Consider the following 19612-nt stretch of genomic DNA (forward strand, 5'->3'; position numbering starts at 1 on the left):
AATTTTTAAATTAATATATTATTTTTCTTCTGAAAGTTTCTTTACCAAATCTAATGCTTTTGGCCATGTCGTTTTGAAATAATCGATATACTTTTCGACTGCATCCATTTTTGCTTCTAAAACGGTAACTCCATTGTCTTCGGTCAAACGGTACATTTCCATAGCACCCGTCCATTCTTGAGTTGCATCATCAACAGGCATTTCCTGAAATTTTTTGATTTCACTCAAATGTTTAAAAGCCATGTATTCATTATCAATTTTCTTGAAAATAATGCTGTTCATCCCGTCTCCGTTTGGAGATAAAAAACGAATTTTACTGCCTTCTTTCCAATCGCTTTCTGCATAAGACCCTTCACAAAAAATAGAGGTCCATTGTTTGTATGTTTCTTCATTCCATAAAATCTCCCAAACTTTTTCTTTGGGAGCATTTATCTCGATTTTAAATTCCAGTGTTGTCATTTTGTTTGTTTTTTAAATTGACTTAAATCCTACTGTTTGGGCATTTTACTAAAATCCATGTATAACATATTCCAACGATGCCCGTCTAAATCCGCAAAACCACAGCCATACATCCACCCTTGAATTTCGGCTGGCTTGTCAAAAACTATACCTCCGGCTTTTTCTACTTTCTTGGCGAATTCATCCACTTCTTCCCTGCTTTCTGCATCAATTGAAATTAACACTTCGGAACTTGATTGTGTATCTGTAATTTTATTTCGCACAAAACCTTCAAATATCGCTTCCTCAAAAAGCATGACTGCAAAATGAGTAGCTCCAACTGACAAGCATGTTGATTGCGGAGTAGCGTATTGTTCATTAAAAGAAAAACCTATTTTGGCGAAAAATGCTTTTGATCTCGCCACCTCTTTTACCGGCAAATTAAGCCATATTTGCTTTGTCATTTTGTACGTTTTTAAAGGGTTGCATTTTCAACATATTTTTTAAAATTATCCAAAATTGCCTGCCAGCCATTTTTCTGCATTTCTTCAGGATTTACTGTTTCCGGATCAAAACTTTCTATTACTTTTATGCCTTCTGCATCTTTTTCAAAAACAATTTTCACTTTTCTCCCATCTGCCATTTCGTATTCTATTAATGAAAGATTCACCACATTCGTATAAACTCCTTTGAAATCAAAACGCATTGTACCGTCTGTTGAAGCCATGGTGTATTTGAATTTTCCACCCACTTTCAAGTCATTTTCCGCAAAAGGAGTATGCCAATCCTCAGAGGCATTGTTCCACTTCATGACATGTTTCGGAGCAGTCCATAATTTCCAGACTTTCTCAATTGAAGCGTTTATTGTGCTTTGTACTGTTATCATTTAAAGTTCCTTTTTAAAATTTCCGACTATAAATTTACAAAATATTTGAAGTCGGTTCTCTTTTGTAATCAATAATATAACTTTAAAATAATCCATAAAAAAAACCTGCTCAAATGAATGAACAGGTTTACTATTTTTAGAAAAGATTACAATTAATCTTTATCAGAATTCAAATTACGAAGCAATTTCCAAACGTTTCAATAAATTTTTATTCAACGTTTCTTTGGCATATTCTCTGTCAATTTCTAAGATTTTATCATCAGAACTTGGCAATTCATACATCGCATCGGTTAAGATAGCTTCACATAAAGAACGCAATCCACGAGCACCTAATTTATATTCTAATGCTTTATCCACAATAAAATCTAAGGCTTCATCAGTGATGGTAAAAGTTACCTCATCCATCAAAAACAATTTTTCGTATTGTTTGATTAACGCATTTTTAGGTTGTGTCAAAATCGCACGCAAGGTTTCTCTGTCTAAAGGATCCATGTGTGTCAAAACTGGCAAACGACCAATAATCTCCGGAATCAATCCAAAATCTTTGATGTCTTTTGGGATAATGTATTGCAACAAATTGTCTTTGTCAATATTATCCACATTTTTTGAAGTCGAATAACCCACCGCCTGACGGTTCAATCGTTTCGAAATAATTCTTTCGATTCCATCAAAAGCACCACCGGCAATAAACAAAATGTTTTGTGTATTGACCTCAACAAATTTTTGGTCTGGGTGCTTGCGTCCTCCTTTTGGTGGTACATTCACAACGGTTCCTTCCAATAATTTCAATAATGCTTGTTGCACCCCTTCACCAGAAACGTCACGCGTAATAGACGGATTATCACTTTTACGTGCAATTTTATCTATTTCATCAATGAATACAATTCCGCGTTCCGCTTTGGCAACATCATAATCAGCAGCTTGAAGTAGACGAGTCAAAATACTTTCGACATCTTCTCCTACATAACCTGCTTCAGTTAATACCGTTGCATCAACAATAGCCAAAGGCACATCCAACATTTTTGCAATGGTTTTAGCCACTAATGTTTTTCCTGTTCCTGTTTGTCCCACCATGATGATGTTACTTTTTTCAATCTCAACCTCATCGTCTAATTGCTGTTGCATCAAACGTTTGTAGTGATTGTAAACTGCAACCGACATTACTTTTTTAGTTTGATCTTGTCCAATTACATATTGATCTAAGAACGCTCTGATTTCTTTTGGTTTTTTCAAAATCAAATCACCAACCAGTTTTGAACTCCCGCTGGATTTTAATTCCTCTAAAACAATTCCGTGTGCTTGTTCGATACATTTATCACAAATATGTGCATTGATACCAGCAATCAATAAATTGGTCTCTGGCTTCTTTCTTCCACAAAACGAACACTCTAATACTACTTTTGCCATTCTTTTTTTGTTTAAAGTTTAAAAAGTTTAAAGTTTAAAGTTCCCGCAGCAACCTTAAACCTCAAACCTTAAACTTGTAACTATTTTTATCCTCTTATTAAAACTTCATCAATCATTCCGTATGCTTTTGCTTCTTCGGCAATCATCCAATAATCACGCTCGCTGTCATTGTGTACTTTCTCGAAAGTTTGTCCAGAGTGGTGAGAGATAATTTTGTATAACTCATCTTTCAGTTTCAACATTTCACGTAAGTTGATTTCCATATCTGTTGCTACTCCTTGAGCTCCACCTGATGGTTGGTGAATCATTACTCTTGAATGTGGCAATGCCGAACGTTTTCCTGCAGCTCCTGCACACAATAGCACTGCTCCCATAGAAGCTGCCATTCCTGTACAAATAGTCGCTACATCTGGTTTGATGTATTGCATGGTGTCATAAATTCCCAATCCTGCGTAAACGCTTCCTCCTGGAGAATTCAAATAAATTTGAATATCCTTAGAAGCATCGGCACTTTCAAGGAACAATAACTGTGCTTGAACGATGTTTGCGATTTGGTCATCAATTCCTGTTCCAAGGAATATAATTCTGTCCATCATCAGCCTTGAAAAAACGTCTAATTGTGAAATATTCAACTGACGTTCTTCAATGATATATGGAGTCATGTTTTTAGGAGTCATTGCGCCTACGATTTTATCGTAATACATGGAGTTTACGCCGTGGTCCTTTGTAGCAAATTTTTTAAATTCTTTACCGTAGTTCATATTTTTTTGTTCTAAGTTTTACGTAATATCTTGTGATTCGATTTAATGCAAAGGTCATACCTATTTACAAATGATGTCAATATGTCTTATTTTTTAGCCCAGATGGGAGTAAAAAGCTTTTTGAATTCCGTTTTTTAGTTTTTTTATTCTTGCAAAGCGACTGAAAGAAGCTCTTGCAGGAATTTAAAAAACAGAAACGGAAGAAAAAACTTGAAACGTACAGCTGGATTAGCTCCTGAAATTAATTCAAACAAAAGAGCGCCAAAAAATATTTTTTCTGACGCTCAAATATAACTATTTTTTATTGTTTTGTCTTTGTAATAAAATCTTAAAATTTTAATAATCACTTGCGCTCTTAGGGCTTTTGACTTTATGACTTTTGACTTTACGACAATACTTTATTCTCCGTAAGAAGCAGCAATAAATTCTTCGTAAGTCACTTCTTTAGTAGTAGGATTTGCTTTTTCTTTGAACAATTCCAATAATTTCTCAGCAACCACTTGGTCAGAAAGTCTTTTCACTTCGTCTTGGTTAGACAAAACTCTTGCTACAATTCCTTGAACTTCTTCGTCAGTAGGATTTGTTTGCCCGAATTGCGCCATTTGTTGACGGATATTTTTTGTAGTGAATGATTTCAAGTCTTCGAAAGTGATTTTGATGTCCGATTGAGCCATTGCTCTACCTTCGATCAATTGAAAACGCAATCCTTTTTCAGAACGTGCATATTCCACTTCAGCTTCCTCAGGAGATAATTTTTTCTCACCAACAGTTTGCAACCATTTTTTAAGGAATTCAGCTGGTAAATCAAATTTTGTGCTTTCGATTAAGAACTCAGTTACATCACCTAATAATTTTTGGTCAGCTTGTTGTGCAAATTGAGTTTCAGCATCTTCTTTGATTTTAGCTTTCAATTCTTCTAATGAAGAAACTGCTCCAGCTCCAAACAATTTGTCGAACAATTCTTGGTTCAATTCTGCTAATTCAGCAGTGTTGATAGCTTCGATTGTGAAGTTTACATCAACATCTAAACCGTGAACGTCATCATGACTTACTTTCATCACGTCCATCAATTGGTGGTCGTCTTCAAATAAACCTTTAGTATTTACAGTCACTACATCACCTACTTTTTTACCTGTGAATAAATCCCAAGTCGCTTTGTCTTTGAAAAGATCAGCAGCAATAGTGGTAGCATTATTAATTCCTTTTTCTTCGTTAGTGAATGTTCCTGTTACATCTGAATCTGCAGCAACAACCTCTTGAGGAATTGCAGTCCCAAATTGTTTTTGGATTCTTTCCACTTGACCGTCGATCAATTTATCGTCAGCAGTAACCACATATTTTACGATGTCGTTTTTAGCATCTAAGTCTAAAGTGAAGTTTGGAACCAATCCAATTTCATATTCAAAAACCAATTCTTCAGCATCCCAAGAAAAATCTTCGTTTACTTTAGGAAGTGGCGTTCCAAGAAGGTTTAATCTTTCTGATTGTACGAAACGCTCTAGAGCCAAATCAACAACTTTCTGAACTTCTTCTTGTTTAATAGCTTTACCGTATTGTTTTTCAACAAGATCTTTAGGCACCGCTCCTTTTCTAAATCCTTTAACAGTTGCCAAAGGCATTTTTTCGTTTATTCTTTTTGCAACTTGTCCTTTGTAATCCATGTGAACAACAGTCATTACAATTGTTTCATTCACAGCGTCTATTGCTACTCTTTTGATATCCATCTTCTTCTTTAATTTACATAATAAAATTGGACTGCAAAATTATAAAATTTTTGCAACCCAAACAAGCTTTTTATTCACGATCCCGATCCCGAAGCTTCGGGACGGGACGGGATTGAATTTTAGGCAGTTATTTGACAAAATCAGAGGTTAGAAAAGGAAAATAATTTGGGCGTGTCCCTGCAGATTACTTCGTCGTTCCTCCTCGCAACTTTGGGTCAGGCTGTACGTTATAATCTTTTATTGCGCTTCGCTTCATAAAAGGATTTTCACTGCCATCCTTCACGCGGCTCGAGGTTTTCAATAATATAAAATTGCTTTGATAATTTATAAGATAATTATTATATATTTGAAATTAAACATTGTACAATTTCATCACATCTGAATACAAATTAGCAGTTATCTTATGAAAAACACAGAATACAGAATCTTTTTTAAGATTAATGAACAAATTTTGTATGGTGGTAGCATTAGAGCAAGTCATGAAAAAACTGAGTTGTTTTACCATTATCCTTATGGAAGTAATATTGAAAGTGAAGTGGAAAATCTTGAAACAGGAATAATTGACTCTGGATATCTACCAGACCATATTTCATTTCATACAGATGGAAACATTCATTCGAAAGCGAGAGATGGTAAAAAAAAGAAGATTTATTTCAACACGTTAAACCCAGGCCTAAATGTTTTCAATTTGGAAAGAGCTAAATATCTTCCTTTTTTTATTGAAAGCATTAATATTTCAGAAGCAAGATTTGTAAAAAAGAGGTTTAAAGAAAATGTAACATTCGACCCAATACACGATATTCTTTATGATGTGACCGCACTTAACTCGTTCAGTATATTATTAGTTAGCAAATGTGAAAGATCAAATCCGAATTTTATCACCGAAAATGAGCATTTGAAAAAACTAAAGTATGTTGCAGCTGATGTAATTTCAGGAGTTTTTACTAAAGCGGATAAAGACCTAATTTTTGAAACAAATTCAACTTTTAATACAGACTTGGTTATTTTGTTAATTGAAAATGTATGGGAAGGATTCCCTAAAATCATACACCATAAAAATAATGACGAAGGAATCCGTTTTACAACTACTGTTTGTATGCCTCCTGTAAAATTATTAGGAAAAATGATAAATCTGAATTAAAGTCCCTAGCTCTGCAAAGTGTTCTCTCAAAGAATAAATTTAACATTTAAGCTGCGCAAACGTCTCTGACTTTGCGCCTACTATAATAAGCAAATAATTATAAAATGTTAACGGCATATAGGATTTGGTACAAAGTCAGGAGACTTTGCGCAGCGGATGATTTCAAACTTATATGCAAGTTTGGCTACATAACTCCGAAAATCAGAATTGTAAAGAAAAACTTATTTATAATTGTGAAAATAAAAAATAATAAACGTTGTAAAACAGTTGAAATGGGAAAGATTATTTACATAGTATTCATACTTTTTAGTCTATCTATAATTAGTCAAACTAAAAACTTAAAAAAGGACTTTCAAGTTAATTTGTTAACCATTGAAAAAAATACTAGAGATACTTTAATTGGAACATTTACTGAAATATACTCCGGCAAAAAAAGAATCGAAGCAAAATGTTGTACTGATTTTGATGGAATTGACATTTTTTATATTAATCCTAAAGACATTGTCGATAATAGAATTTACATGAAATTTTATGGACGAAAATGTAAACCATATAAAAAGAAATTTATAATCAGAGGTGACTTAAAAACAACAATTTACCTCAAATACGGAAAAACAGAATATAATTCTAAAATAGAGGACTTTGAAATGATGTTTAAAAAATTAAATATAGAATATAACACTTTTAAATGTGGAACTATTGATTAATACTTTACTCCACAAAGAGTTCATTCAAAGAATAAAGTTGTCGTAAAAGTTGCGCAAACGTCTCTGACTTTTCTCTCCACAAAAATGCCTCCAAATAGCTTTTGACTTTTTTGGAGGCATTTCATTTTAACCAATAAAAATTGCTTTTTTTTTAAAGCGATTAGTTGAACTGTGTAGTCACATATTCAATTAAACTTTCATCATCCATTTTATTAGAAGTACTTTCTTTAGTCGCAACATTTTTATACTGTGGAGTCTCATTCAAATATTTAATAAATTGTTCTTGAGCAGTACCAGTTCCTGTTACATGCAATTCATCAACATTTTGCATATGAGCCGTAATGTTTTTGAATAGTTTATGAAGTAAATCTCTTTCAGCATTGTTTGCTGCGTTTTCGCTTGAATTACCACCTTGTCCGTCAACTTTTTCGTGACCTAATATTACGAACTCACCTGAATCTACATTTTCTCTTCCTACAATAGTTGCATGATGTAAATCCATCCAAACACCAAATTGTTTTTTGTTTTTTTCTGACATTATTATATGTTTTTATATTAATACTTGTTTCTCATCCTAGCATATTTAAACTCCTTTTACAGTTGTTCCTACTGCCAAAACAAAGAAACCAACAAGCAATAATGTGTAATTATGTTCTGTTAAAACTTGAACATCTATGAAATGTCCAATAATTCCAAGTATACCGCAAATCAATCCTATAATCCAAGTTATTTTCTTTGGTGCTGAGGGGTTATTCATGTAAATAGTTTTAAATGATGGTTCAAATAATTTGTTACTAAGAAGCAAAAATACCCCTATACATTGGCAAAAATGTAATACAATTTTTAGCAATAATTGTATAATTCACGCATTTTCAATGAACAAGCTGCGCAATCGTCTCTTTACGCCCACAATAATTAGTAAATCATATAAAAACCAATAGCCAAAACCAATAACAAAAAAAGCCTCGAAAAATAATTTTCGAGGCTTTTTTAAGATTGTAATTTAGAATGTAGCCCGTAGCGGAATCGAACCGCTCTTACATGGATGAAAACCATGCGTCCTAACCGATAGACGAACGGGCCATTTTTCAATGTTTCGGGTGCAAAAATAGCACTATTTTTGAGATGCTCAAAGCCAAACCCAAAAACCTTCATATAAAAACAGCCTATATTGAACTTGTAAATTGTAATCAATTCAGAACTAACAGCTACCACAAATAAGTTTTTTTTAAAACGAGCTGATTTTTCAAAGAACAAATCTAAAATCTAATGAAAGACAACGCTTGTAAACACAAATAATAAAAAAATAGTCCTTAATTCAACGTTACTTTTGTACTTTTGAAAGTATTAATTAAAACTAAATAGATTGACAAAGTATCTAAAATATCTCCTTTCTCTCTTTCTGGCTTTTGGCCTGATGGTAAATGATGGCGCTTTAGATTCTCCATCAAATTCAGCAGATTATTACCAATTCTCGAACGTAATTCTAAGACGAGAATTAAACCATAAGGATTCGAAATTATATGTGTTCCATCAGATAAATTCATCTGAAAAAACGGTATTCTTATTTCAGTTAGCTTATCTCCAATTTCAAGATGTTTTTAGTCTTCAAATTCCCGTTCTTCTAAAATTACAAACGCAGCTTTATCAAAAAGTACGTTCATTTACATCTCAATACATTTTTATAAATGAGATGATTACTTCCCGAAATTCCTATAAAAGTTTATACACAGCCTAGAAATTTCTTTCTACGTATTTATGCAATTCCATGCATAAAGATGATACCAAATGTCTAATCATTTATCATTTACAAAATGTATAAACACAAAACTAAAACACGTTTAGAGGAATCTAAACGCCCTATTCATTGGGCAAAAAGAAAAATTATGCTAATTATAACCGCCTTTATGATCGGGATGTCAAACGGAATGAATGTGGGAGACCATACGATTCACGGAAATCAAAATCATACGGAACAACATAAAAAAGACTGATTTGATTGCTCATAAATACGTTATAACACAAAAGCTATAAACGAGAATAGTATTAAAAGTCGGGTTGCACTACGGCGTCTCCCGACTTTTTAGCTATTTCAAAAAGCTATAAATTTGAGTAAGAAATTGGGAAACTTAAATAGAAATCAAAACAGCAATAGCATCACCAACAGCAACACGACCAGTTCCAGAACCTATCAAGTTTTGCCCAAACAACACGCTATTCCCTACTGTTCTGTATTTTGCCAAAGTCCGTAAAGGATCTTTTCCTGAGGTCACTCCTTTTTCTTGGTCAATAGTTGTCATTACACATCTTCCGCAAGGTTTCACCCCAAAAAAAGTTAGCTCCCCAATTGTAAATTCTTTCCAAGATTCTTCTTCATAAGCGTCACCGCCTGTACAAACAAAATTAGGTCGAAACCGATTCATAGGCAATGCTTCCTTCATACGCGAATTCAAATCATCCAAGGACGATTGACCAATCAACAAAAAAGGATAGCCATCCGAAAAAGAATTAATATCAGCTTCCGTAACGGCATATTTAGCCTCTACTTTTCGGTGACTTTCTTCGGGCATGTAAACCAAACGAGCCGAAAATCCCAATATTCTGGAAAACCAATCTGAAATAACCGAATCGACTTCATACGCCTGAATGGAGTCCTCCCAAACCATCACATCAATTTTAGTTTTGGTCTCCGAAAAAAATTGATGCAACGGAAGTTGTATTGTTTCTAATTGCACGCGATGTGTAATATTCAGAAAATTCCCAGCAATTTCAGGTTGAAAAAGAGCTAATTCCGAGTGTTCCCTTTGCGACAGAAACAATCCGTTTTCATCAACTAACAGCCAACGGCGATCGTGTTCCAAACCACGATCGGTCACTTGAGCTTCTTGCAATTTAATTCCACCTAATGATTTTACAGGATAAATCCAGATTTCTGAAAGTTGTACCATAGCAGTATATTTTTCCCAAAATTACAAAAACAAAGTATTCCGTTTTTAATAATTCATACTCAATCCAAAACCTAATCCCATATCACTGTCGTAATGCGTGGTAATTCCGAAATTTCTCTTGACAATATAGCGCAAACCCGCCATGTATTCTTTGTCCGTATTCCACATTAAATTCATGCGCAATCTTTTGGAAACCGGAATATCCATGCGTTCAAATTGCAATCTGAAATTCCCGTCTGTGAATACTTCGGCTTGTGCTTTAATGAGCATCGGTAACGTATATTCGACTCCGGCACTGAAAACAGCGCGATTGTCTTTGGTATTGGTTTGACCAAAAAGATTCTCTTCCATTTCTCCCATTTCCATTTTTCGATACCGCCAGTCAAAACCAATAAACGGCATCAACCATTGCATTTTCCCGATGTAACGTCCAATGTGCGTTTCGGTTTCATACCCGTGATGATTGGTGTAGCCCAAACGCCATTCGGTACCAATACTCCAACGCGTGTTTTGAATCATCAACATTCCATCGTTTCCATTGGTGGCAAAATCATTTTCCGCCATCACATGAAAAGCTCTGTCATCAGCAAACAATTTGCGTTGCGCTAATTTTGGATTTGGAATCAAAGGATTTGGCTCTTGATTTTCATAACTAAAAACCCTGCCCATTCCCGCCATCATGTGATAGAGAATGTGACAATGAAAAAACCAATCCCCTTTAACATTTGCATTAAACTCAATCGTATCGGTTTCCATCGGCATAATATCGATGATGTTTTTCAGCGGTGCGAATTCTTCTTTTCCGTTGAGCACTCTAAAATCGTGTCCGTGTAAATGCATGGGATGACGCATCATGGAGCCATTGAAGAGTACAATTCGAACATTCTCTCCTTTTTTAATTAGAATTTTATCGGTTTCCGAAACTACTTTATTATCCAGACTCCAAACATACCGATTCATGTTTCCTGATAATTCAAACCGCAATTCTTTTACCGGTGCGTCTTTTGGCAATGTTGTTTTCGTGGGTGATTTCAGCATCGCATAATTCAATGTCGTGATATCCGAAAGTGCATTAGAATCGTACTGATTGTGATTGGCATGTTCATCATTTTTCTGACTTTCACCTTTTGACTTTTGACTGTTTCCAGTAATTTCAGGATACATCACCACATTCATGTCCATTTGATTCAGTGACATTTGCATGCCCATATCATCTAAATCACCATTCATTTTCATCATACCGTTCATCATTTTCATCCCTTCAAAATACTTTAATTTTGGCAAAGGCGCAATCAGTTGCTTGATGCCATTTCCTAAATACAATGATGCCGATTTGGTCCTATCCTCTGAAGTGACTAAAAACTCATACGCCGTTTTATCCGCAGGAATCGTTACAACAACATCATACGTTTCAGAAACAGCAACGATTAATCGGTCGACTTCAATAGGTTCCACATCATTTCCATCACTGGCAACCACGGTGATTTTTCCTCCGGCATAATTCAACCAAAAATAGGTAGAAGCACCACCATTGGAAATCCGCAATCGGACTTTATCTCCCGCCTTAAACTGCGAAAGCTGGCTTTCATTTTTCCCGTTGATCAGGAATTTATTGTAATACACATCACTTACATCCATGGCGTTCATTCGTTTCCATTCGTTGGTGACTTTTGTCTTGAAATGTCCCGCTTTTATAGCTTCAGAATAGCTTTGCGTAGTACCTTTTTGAATCGCAAACCAATCCGTCGCATTGTGTAACATTCGATGCACATTTTCCGGTTTCATATCCGTCCATTCACTCAGAATAATTGGAACGGTTGGCAAATCATCAATTCCTTTTCTAAAGGTTGGATCATCCGATTTTTTATTCATTACAAAAGAACCGTACATCCCAATTTGTTCCTGCAAACCCGTGTGACTGTGGTACCAATGCGTTCCATGCTGAATAATTGGGAACGTATATTTATGCGTAGTGTGTGGTTTGATGGGCATTTGTGTCAAATTAGGCACGCCGTCTTCTTTATTGGGCAAAAATAATCCGTGCCAATGCAACGAAGTATCTTCATTTAATTCATTATGCACATAAATTTCGGCAATGTCGCCTTCGGTAAACGTGAGTGTTGGCATGGGAATTTGTCCGTTTACGGCAATTGCTCTTTTGGGTTTATCACCAAAAGTGACAATCGTATCCCGAACATATAAATCGTAACGAACTACTTTTTGCGCAGCAGCATTCAAAGCAAAAAGCAAGATTATAATTATAGAGTATTTTTTCATATTAAGATACTGTTTTTTTTTAGCGGAACATCGCATCGCCATTCTTCATGCCGATTTCATTTTATAATTTTAAATTTCGCAATCGTAACGCATTTGCAATTACGGAAACAGAGCTGAAACTCATTGCCAAAGCCGCAATCATTGGCGAAAGCAACACTCCAAAAAATGGATACAAAACGCCCGCAGCAATTGGAATTCCCATGACATTATAGAAAAAGGCAAAGAATAAATTTTGCTTGATATTTTTCATCACGGCATGGCTTAAATTTTTCGCTTTCACAATGCCTTGCAAATCACCTTTCACCAACGTTATTTTCGCGCTTTCAATAGCCACATCTGTTCCGGTTCCCATAGCAATTCCGATGTCGGCTTGCGCCAAAGCCGGAGCATCGTTGATTCCGTCACCTGCCATAGCCACAATTTTCCCTTCGGATTGCAATCGTTTAATTTCTTTCAGCTTGTCTTCGGGCAAACAGCTCGCTTTAAACGAACTTAGATTCAATTGTGTCGCCACTGCTTTTGCCGTATTTTCATTATCGCCCGTTAGCATAATCACCTCAACTCCTTGGCGCATCAGTTCTTTTATGGCTTCGACACTTGTTGCTTTTATGGCGTCAGTTATAGATACAAATCCTACCGCGATTCCGTCCACTGAAATGTAAGAAACCGTTTTTCCCAGTTTTTGTTCGGCTGTGATTTTATTTTCTAATTCTTCGGAAACTAAAACATTCACCTGCTCCATTAATTTTTTATTTCCGAGCGCCACTTTTTTGTTGGTTACTGTCCCAATGACTCCTTTACCAGAAATTGCTTCGAAATCCTTTACTTCGATTAATGAAACTACTTTCGCTTTCGCAAAATTGACTACGGCTTGCGCCAAAGGATGTTCGCTGTATTGATTTAAAGATGCGATGCTTTGCAGCAAAGAATCTTCTTCATTATTCAAGGAAAATACTTTCTCCACAGAAGGTTTTCCTTCCGTGATGGTTCCTGTTTTATCGGTAATCAGAACATTTACTTTGTTCATGTTTTCCAGTGCTTCGGCGTTTTTTATCAAAACTCCCGATTGTGCTCCTTTCCCAACACCAACCATCACCGACATGGGTGTAGCCAATCCTAAAGCGCAAGGACAGGCAATTATCAATACGGCAATTGCATTGATAAACCCATAAACCATTGCGGGTTCAGGACCAAATTGTGCCCAAACAAAAAAGGTAATTGCAGATACAAAAACCACAATTGGCACAAAATATTTAGCGATTTTATCCGCTAGTTTCTGAATCGGTGCTTTAGAACGACTGGCGTTATTGACCATTTGTATAATTTGCGAAAGCAAGGTTTCCGAACCTACTTTTTCAGCAATCATCACAAAGGATTTATTGCCGTTTATCGTTCCGGAACTAATGCTGTCGCCTATTTTTTTATCAACAGGAATGGGTTCACCCGTAATCATCGATTCATCAATGGTACTTTCGCCATTGGTGATTTTTCCATCCACCGGGATTTTATCTCCAGGTTTTACACGCAATAAATCGCCTTTTTTGATGTCGTGAATCGAGATGACCGTATCTTTTCCATCGCGAACCAAAACGGCTTGGGTCGGCGCTAATTTCAACAATTCTTTTATGGCTCCACTTGTTTGGCTGTGTGCTCTGGCTTCTAACAATTGTCCCAATAAAACCAATGTTAATATGACTGTTGTTGCTTCAAAATAGAGCGAAACCGTTCCGTTATGCGTTTTAAATTCATCCGGAAAAACAGCTGGAAAAAACATCCCAACTAAACTAAATAAAAACGCCACGCCTGTACCAATTCCGATAAGGGTAAACATATTGAGATTCCAAGTAATGATGGATTTCCAAGCGCGCTCAAAAAACATCCAACACGCATAAAAAACGACTGGAAGCGAGAGTATTAATTGTACCCAATTCCAGTTTTGTGTATCCATAATTTTCATTAATGGATTATTCGGAATCATATCTGACATGGCAATAATAAAAATAGGAACTGTACAGACTACCGCTATTTTCATTTTGCGCACCAAATCATTGTACACCTTATTTTCTTCAGAATCGGTAGGTTCCATTGGTACTAAATCCATTCCGCAAATGGGACACGAACCGGGACCGTCTTTGATAACTTCAGGATGCATGGGACACTTGTATATTATTTTTGCGGCACTTAATTCTGGGACTTTTTCCAAATTCATTCCGCACACCGGGCAACTTCCGGGTTTATCATAGACTTTTTCGCCCTCACAATGCATCGGGCAATAGTATTTACCTTGTGCATTATTGGGTAAAATTACGGTTGGTTTCTCTTGTTGTTTATTTGAACTGCAACATGATTTTTCGATTGGCTTTTCGGTAGTCCCATGAAAATCAGTCGCATTATTCATGGCAATTGTATAGTTTCCTGCTGCGGTTAAGGTCTCTTGTAATTGAGTAGTGGAAAGGTGTTCATCCATTGTTATCGTCGCTATTGGCGGATCCAAAGTAACTGTCGCATGAATTCCATCGATAGCATTCAATGTTTTTTCGACCTTAGAACGACAACCGTCGCAAGACATTCCAGTGATTGTATAGGTATGTTTCATAATGTTGAATTAAAAAAAATCGGTTCTATAAAAAGTATAGAACCGATTTTAAAAAATTTTAATGTTGATGATTCTCTTCTTTTTTGTCACTTTTTTTTGGAGTCATTTGCATACCACATTTGGGACATTTAGCTGGTTTATCACTCATTTCTTTCGGGTGCATTGGACAAGAATAGGCGGTTTTTTGAACGTCCTGAGGAGTCATTTTCATTCCGCATTTAGAGCATTTTCCTGGTTTATCAGCAGTTGTGCCGTCCATTTTGCAAACGTATGTTGAAACTATTGCTGTTTTTTTCCCTTTACCTGAGGTGTCGTGTTTTAGTGTTTTTACTAATTTCATTCCACATTTACTGCACTCTCCTCCTTTGCTGCTCATCTCTTTTGGGTGCATGGGACACGAATACATTTCTTTATGCATTTCCTTTTGGGAAGATTTCACAGCTTCTTGAGCTGATACCATTGAATTTACTGCTAAGAACACGCTTAGTACGATAATTAATGTTTTCATTTTTTCTATTATTAAAATATTAAACTAAAGATTCATTTCTACTGTTCAAAGGTACTCGACCTGATATTTTGACTTGTTGTAGAATTTTGGAAATGATTTGTAAGTTTTACAAGCCATCAATTTGCAATCTGTTATTTTCTTTTAATTGTTTAAAATGAGTTGGCGTTACGCCCGTGATTTTTTTAAACTGATTACTCAAATGCGCTACATCGCTGTAATTCAATTTAATTGCAATTTCACTTAAAGTTAATTCTTTATACATTAATAACTCCTTTACTTTTTCAATTTTTTGAGCAATAAAATAATGCTCAATAGTTGTGCCTTGAACTTCTGAAAATAAATTACTCAAAGTGCTGTAATCTTGCCCTAGTTGCCCTGACAAATAGTACGATAAATTGGTTTTTAATTCATTATTTTGATGGTGTACCAAATCAATAATTAGGCATTTAATCTTTTCTATAAGTATCGTTGTTTTGTCTTCTAGCAATTCAAATCCAAGCGATTGTAATTTTACTTCTAACTCCTGCTTTTGATTCTCCTTGAAATTTTCTAATAGTTCCACTTCCCCCAACTCCACCGAAACAGGAAAAATTCCAATCTTTTCGAGTTCGGATTTCACAACCATTTTACAGCGATCGCATACCATATTTTTGATGTAGAATTTCATCGCTATTAAATTGCTTCCACCATTCGACCACAAGTTAACATCTCAGAACCGTAATATGGGTTTTTAACGTCTTTGGTTTCGCTTATCCAATAGCCATCTTTCCCTTCATTGTACATTGGGCAATAATCCTGATATAATTTTTGGTCTGTTCCAAAGGTTTTTATCAAATCATGTACATCTTTGCTCAACAGCGCAAAATATTCTCTTTGATGATCTATTTTCCCGGCGTTATCACCAATATGTTTTACATTTTTTTTAGCATTTTCGGCAATGTCATTGAACTTGTTTTTCAGTTTTACATTTGAAATAGTATTCGAATTTACTTTGTCAAACGTGGCATACAACCCTTTTCCAGCATTAGCTGCGGCTTTAGAATCATCTTTCACCAATGCGTTTTTAAGCTTTAAATAATTGCTTACTATTTCATTAATTGTAAACGAATTTGCAGCAACAGTTTTAGTGGTTGCTACCGTATTTTCTGTTTCAACATCAGTCGTTACGGCATCATTTTTTTCCGCCTTTGGCATTTGCGCCACTTTCTCTGATAGTTCCATTCCACATTCCGAACATTCTGCTCCTTTTTCACCGGTAACTTCAGGATGCATTGGACACGAATACAATTCCGATGTCGTTTTGGTTGCAACCGGTTTGTCAGCTTCCGTTTCTTTATTTTTTTGGTTACAAGAAACCGACACTAATGCTAATGTGATTATTGATAGGATTGTATTTTTCATTTAATGAATTATTAATTGTTAATTATTGTAGCGAATTGCTGTATTATTTGACGACTGCTTTTTTAAAATTCAAATGATAATGATTATCACTTGTATCATTTTGAAACATTGAAAAAATTATATTCTAAGTTCAGATAAAATCCATTGGGCGCAGAACGCAGCATAGAACTGTATAATTCTTGTCTGTATGCCACATCAATCCGTGCCTGGCTGTTTACAATAAATTGAATGGAAGGCACAATATCCAAATATGATTTACCATTTTCGTTTAATGTCTGCCCAACAAACTCAAGCATTGTATTGATATTTGTTTGCTTAAAATTAGTGTATTTTTTTGGATACATCAATCTTCCTAACGATACCGTATAATTGGTAGCGTTATCACTTTGTGTTGTTGGAAATCTGTAATCCGGTTTATTATCAAATGCTTTTTCAAAACTGACAGAAGCACTTATGGCTACCTTTTTTATAAGCTGCGTAGCAACTATTCCCGTTTCAAAACCAGTATTATGCCCCATAATCTCTATCTGTTCCTGATGGATATCGGCATTATTAAAACTATATCTTCCAAATGCTGCCATCCTGAAATGACTATGCAAATCATCCGTGGACAGGAAACGATATTTAGTATAAAAACTGGTGCCTTCAGTAACCAATTGATTGCTTCTATTGCTAACAAACATTGATGTTCTCACCATCAAATTTTTATTGATACCCCACGTAACTTCTGGCATGAGATGATAACTATATCCTGATTTCATTTGTTCCTTGAAAATGGATTGTCCCAAACGAATTCCTAATGAACCCGCAGGAACATTGCTTGCCGGATCAGTAACCACAAAAAGTTCCTGAGCCGATATTCCTTGAATAAGAAAAAACGAAAATGCGATTAAAAACTTCCTCATTAAATTACAGTTTTGATATGGTAATCGTCTTCGTTATCCAATGGATATGACGCTGTTTTTGAAAACGTTTTAAGCAGTTTTTTATGCTCTTTTTGAGTTACATATCCTTTATCATAAACCTTCAATTTTGTTTCCCCGTTACTGTTTTTAAGTTCTTCATTCAATAAAACGAAAGTGGATCCGTTTAATGAAATGGTTTTATCTCCTTCGATCTTTAAGTTCTCTGTAGGTACCGTAATTACTAATGAACCGATAAAAAAACCTGCTTTTTCAACACCTTCTTTCAGTACTCTTGGCATTATTTTACTTTCTTTTTTAAAATAAACCGTGAAGGTATTTGTGTTCAAATCAGTACTCACGCTGTCCACACCAACGGTTGCTTTTAGTTGTTTGTTTATCGCATTGGAACACATAGAACACGTTAAACCTGTAGCAATTATTTCCGCTTTTGAAATTTGAGAATAGGATTTTATACTTGTTATTAAAAACAAACAAGCGATACCAATGAATTTTAAATTTATATTTTTCATTTTACTTTATTTTTTTATTTGCATTATTATTTCTTGCTCCGTTGGATTGACGGCAACTAATTTTCCTGATGCATCAAATAGATACGAATTAGGTAATGCTTCTACTCCAAAAAGCAGCGCAGATTTAGCATCAAAACCTTTAGCATCAATTAATTGCTCGTATGCTAATTTATCTTTTTGAATAGCATTCATCCACTTGGTTTTGTCCGTATCCAGCGATATCCCAATAATTTCGAAGTTGTCATTTTTATATTGATTGTATAAAGGAGCCAGCTTTTTATTGGCCAGTCTACAAGGCGCACACCAAGAAGCCCAAAAATCAATTAAGACTGTTTTTCCTTTCAGAGAAGTCAAATTTATTGTTCCTTCTTTATTATTTTTAAGTTGAAAATCAGGCAGGCTGTCTCCAATTTTCATTTGTGCAGTTGCAGTTGAAATACTGATTATTAAACTGAATAGCAGCATTATTTTTTTCATTTTATATTCCTTTTATACAGTTATTGAATCGTTTCGACTGTTTTTCCGCAAGTCATCATTTGAGAACCGTAATAGGGGTTTTTAACCGCGTTCTCTTTACTCAACCAGTTTGCGCCTTTACCGTCATTAGCCATAGGACAAAACTGAAGGTAAACCGGAGTTTCGTATTTAGCCACTTTTATCAATTCGTACATTGATTTTGAAAAAGGAATAAAAATTTCTCTTTGACGTTTGATGTCTTGTGTTTCCGAAATATTCTTGGCGCCAGCCCTTAAACCGTTCATTTCTTTCATCCAAACGATGTGAACATCCATAGCAAGATTGTTCATTTTCACTCCATTTAATGCTGTCAAAAGGTCTTTCGCAACAGTAGCGGCAGCTTTTCCGTCTGTTTTTACCAAAGCATCTTTCAATAAGAAATAGGTATCAAAAACAACTTTTAATTCCGTATCCACTTGTTGTTTTACAACTGCAGTATCAGAATGACTGGCGTGGTTTGCATGATTCTCTGCAGCAGCACTTTCCATCTTCATCTCTGTTGAAACAGCTACTTTTGCTTCTCTTTCATATTGACAACATCCATGTAATGCATCGTAAGTATCATCCGGGGCAAGAAATTTATCGCTGTCGTAACCGGCTAAAGCGATGCGTTTCAAGATTTCGTCTTGAGTCGTTTTAGAGGAATCATACGTAAGTGTTGCCATTTTGGAATCTTTATTCCACTCGACTTTCGCTACTTTTTTCAGGGTTCCGGCAGTTTCTATCTTGCTTTTACACATGTCACAGTTTCCGTATATTTTTACTGTTTCTGTTGTAGCATTTTTAATTTGCGCGCTTGCAATTGTAACTGAAAGCAATAGTGTTATTGCCATCAATATTCTTTTTATTGAGTTCATTGTATGAAAA

Annotated in this window: 21 protein-coding genes and 1 tRNA gene; 2 read left to right on the forward strand and 20 right to left on the reverse strand. The window is 35.3% G+C overall.

Annotation, left to right across the window (positions count from 1 at the left end; genetic code table 11):
- Positions 1–18: 18 nt before the first annotated feature.
- From C8C87_RS12545 to C8C87_RS12570, 6 genes are all read right to left on the reverse strand, one after another.
- Positions 19–459 (reverse strand): SRPBCC domain-containing protein, encoded by a 441-nt coding sequence (locus C8C87_RS12545; RefSeq protein ID WP_121342825.1) that lies wholly within the window; start codon positions 457–459, stop codon positions 19–21.
- Positions 460–488: 29 nt separating this feature from the next.
- On the reverse strand, positions 489–902 hold the full coding sequence (locus tag C8C87_RS12550) for a VOC family protein (protein ID WP_121342826.1): 414 nt from the start codon (positions 900–902) through the stop codon (positions 489–491).
- A gap of 11 nt (positions 903–913) precedes the next feature.
- A complete protein-coding gene (locus tag C8C87_RS12555) occupies positions 914–1324 on the reverse strand; it encodes an SRPBCC family protein (protein ID WP_121342827.1) in 411 nt (136 codons plus the stop codon).
- Between the two features lie 174 nt (positions 1325–1498).
- Positions 1499–2731 carry an ATP-dependent Clp protease ATP-binding subunit ClpX gene (gene clpX / locus C8C87_RS12560; RefSeq protein WP_099714373.1) on the reverse strand — a complete coding sequence of 411 codons (1233 nt, stop codon included), beginning with the start codon at positions 2729–2731 and terminating at the stop codon, positions 1499–1501.
- An 86-nt stretch (positions 2732–2817) separates the two neighbouring features.
- Entirely contained in the window at positions 2818–3492 is a 675-nt protein-coding gene (gene clpP / locus C8C87_RS12565; protein ID WP_039108847.1) for an ATP-dependent Clp endopeptidase proteolytic subunit ClpP, read from the reverse strand.
- 398 nt (positions 3493–3890) lie between these two features.
- A complete protein-coding gene (locus tag C8C87_RS12570; RefSeq protein WP_121342828.1) occupies positions 3891–5216 on the reverse strand; it encodes a trigger factor in 1326 nt (441 codons plus the stop codon).
- 403 nt (positions 5217–5619) lie between these two features.
- Here C8C87_RS12570 and C8C87_RS12575 point away from each other — a divergent pair, with 403 nt between their 5' ends.
- Complete coding sequence (locus tag C8C87_RS12575) at positions 5620–6357, forward strand: hypothetical protein (protein WP_121342829.1); 738 nt, start codon at positions 5620–5622, stop codon at positions 6355–6357.
- Between the two features lie 272 nt (positions 6358–6629).
- Positions 6630–7064, forward strand: a complete 435-nt coding sequence (locus C8C87_RS12580; RefSeq protein WP_147402377.1) for a hypothetical protein — start codon at positions 6630–6632, stop codon at positions 7062–7064.
- Positions 7065–7224: 160 nt separating this feature from the next.
- On the opposite strand, the gene C8C87_RS12585 is transcribed toward C8C87_RS12580, so the two are convergent.
- The 14 genes from C8C87_RS12585 to C8C87_RS12650 form a co-directional block, all read right to left on the reverse strand.
- Positions 7225–7602, reverse strand: coding sequence for a hypothetical protein (locus C8C87_RS12585; protein ID WP_121342831.1), 378 nt, complete (start codon positions 7600–7602; stop codon positions 7225–7227).
- A 45-nt stretch (positions 7603–7647) separates the two neighbouring features.
- On the reverse strand, positions 7648–7821 hold the full coding sequence (locus C8C87_RS15855; RefSeq protein WP_199716384.1) for a hypothetical protein: 174 nt from the start codon (positions 7819–7821) through the stop codon (positions 7648–7650).
- Between the two features lie 254 nt (positions 7822–8075).
- Positions 8076–8147, reverse strand: a tRNA-Glu gene (locus C8C87_RS12590).
- A gap of 230 nt (positions 8148–8377) precedes the next feature.
- Positions 8378–8611: a hypothetical protein gene (locus C8C87_RS12595; RefSeq protein WP_121342832.1), complete on the reverse strand. Its 234-nt coding sequence runs from the start codon at positions 8609–8611 to the stop codon at positions 8378–8380.
- A gap of 582 nt (positions 8612–9193) precedes the next feature.
- Positions 9194–10012 (reverse strand): MOSC domain-containing protein, encoded by an 819-nt coding sequence (locus C8C87_RS12605; RefSeq protein ID WP_121342833.1) that lies wholly within the window; start codon positions 10010–10012, stop codon positions 9194–9196.
- 45 nt (positions 10013–10057) lie between these two features.
- A complete protein-coding gene (locus C8C87_RS12610) occupies positions 10058–12289 on the reverse strand; it encodes a multicopper oxidase family protein (protein WP_121343371.1) in 2232 nt (743 codons plus the stop codon).
- A gap of 61 nt (positions 12290–12350) precedes the next feature.
- Positions 12351–14885, reverse strand: coding sequence for a heavy metal translocating P-type ATPase (locus C8C87_RS12615; RefSeq protein ID WP_121342834.1), 2535 nt, complete (start codon positions 14883–14885; stop codon positions 12351–12353).
- A gap of 58 nt (positions 14886–14943) precedes the next feature.
- Positions 14944–15393, reverse strand: a complete 450-nt coding sequence (locus C8C87_RS12620) for a heavy metal-binding domain-containing protein (protein ID WP_121342835.1) — start codon at positions 15391–15393, stop codon at positions 14944–14946.
- A 106-nt stretch (positions 15394–15499) separates the two neighbouring features.
- On the reverse strand, positions 15500–16060 hold the full coding sequence (locus tag C8C87_RS12625) for an AraC family transcriptional regulator (protein ID WP_121342836.1): 561 nt from the start codon (positions 16058–16060) through the stop codon (positions 15500–15502).
- A 5-nt stretch (positions 16061–16065) separates the two neighbouring features.
- Positions 16066–16794 carry a DUF3347 domain-containing protein gene (locus C8C87_RS12630; protein WP_121342837.1) on the reverse strand — a complete coding sequence of 243 codons (729 nt, stop codon included), beginning with the start codon at positions 16792–16794 and terminating at the stop codon, positions 16066–16068.
- Between the two features lie 95 nt (positions 16795–16889).
- Entirely contained in the window at positions 16890–17699 is an 810-nt protein-coding gene (locus tag C8C87_RS12635) for a hypothetical protein (protein WP_121342838.1), read from the reverse strand.
- Entirely contained in the window at positions 17699–18229 is a 531-nt protein-coding gene (locus tag C8C87_RS12640; RefSeq protein WP_099714360.1) for a heavy-metal-associated domain-containing protein, read from the reverse strand. The genes C8C87_RS12635 and C8C87_RS12640 overlap by 1 nt, the downstream gene beginning before the upstream one ends.
- A gap of 6 nt (positions 18230–18235) precedes the next feature.
- Positions 18236–18706, reverse strand: coding sequence for a TlpA disulfide reductase family protein (locus C8C87_RS12645; protein ID WP_121342839.1), 471 nt, complete (start codon positions 18704–18706; stop codon positions 18236–18238).
- Between the two features lie 20 nt (positions 18707–18726).
- Positions 18727–19602 carry a DUF3347 domain-containing protein gene (locus C8C87_RS12650; protein ID WP_121343372.1) on the reverse strand — a complete coding sequence of 292 codons (876 nt, stop codon included), beginning with the start codon at positions 19600–19602 and terminating at the stop codon, positions 18727–18729.
- Positions 19603–19612: the final 10 nt, after the last annotated feature.

The sequence above is a fragment of the Flavobacterium sp. 120 genome (genome assembly GCF_003633605.1).
Taxonomy (GTDB): Bacteria; Bacteroidota; Bacteroidia; order Flavobacteriales; family Flavobacteriaceae; genus Flavobacterium; species Flavobacterium algoritolerans.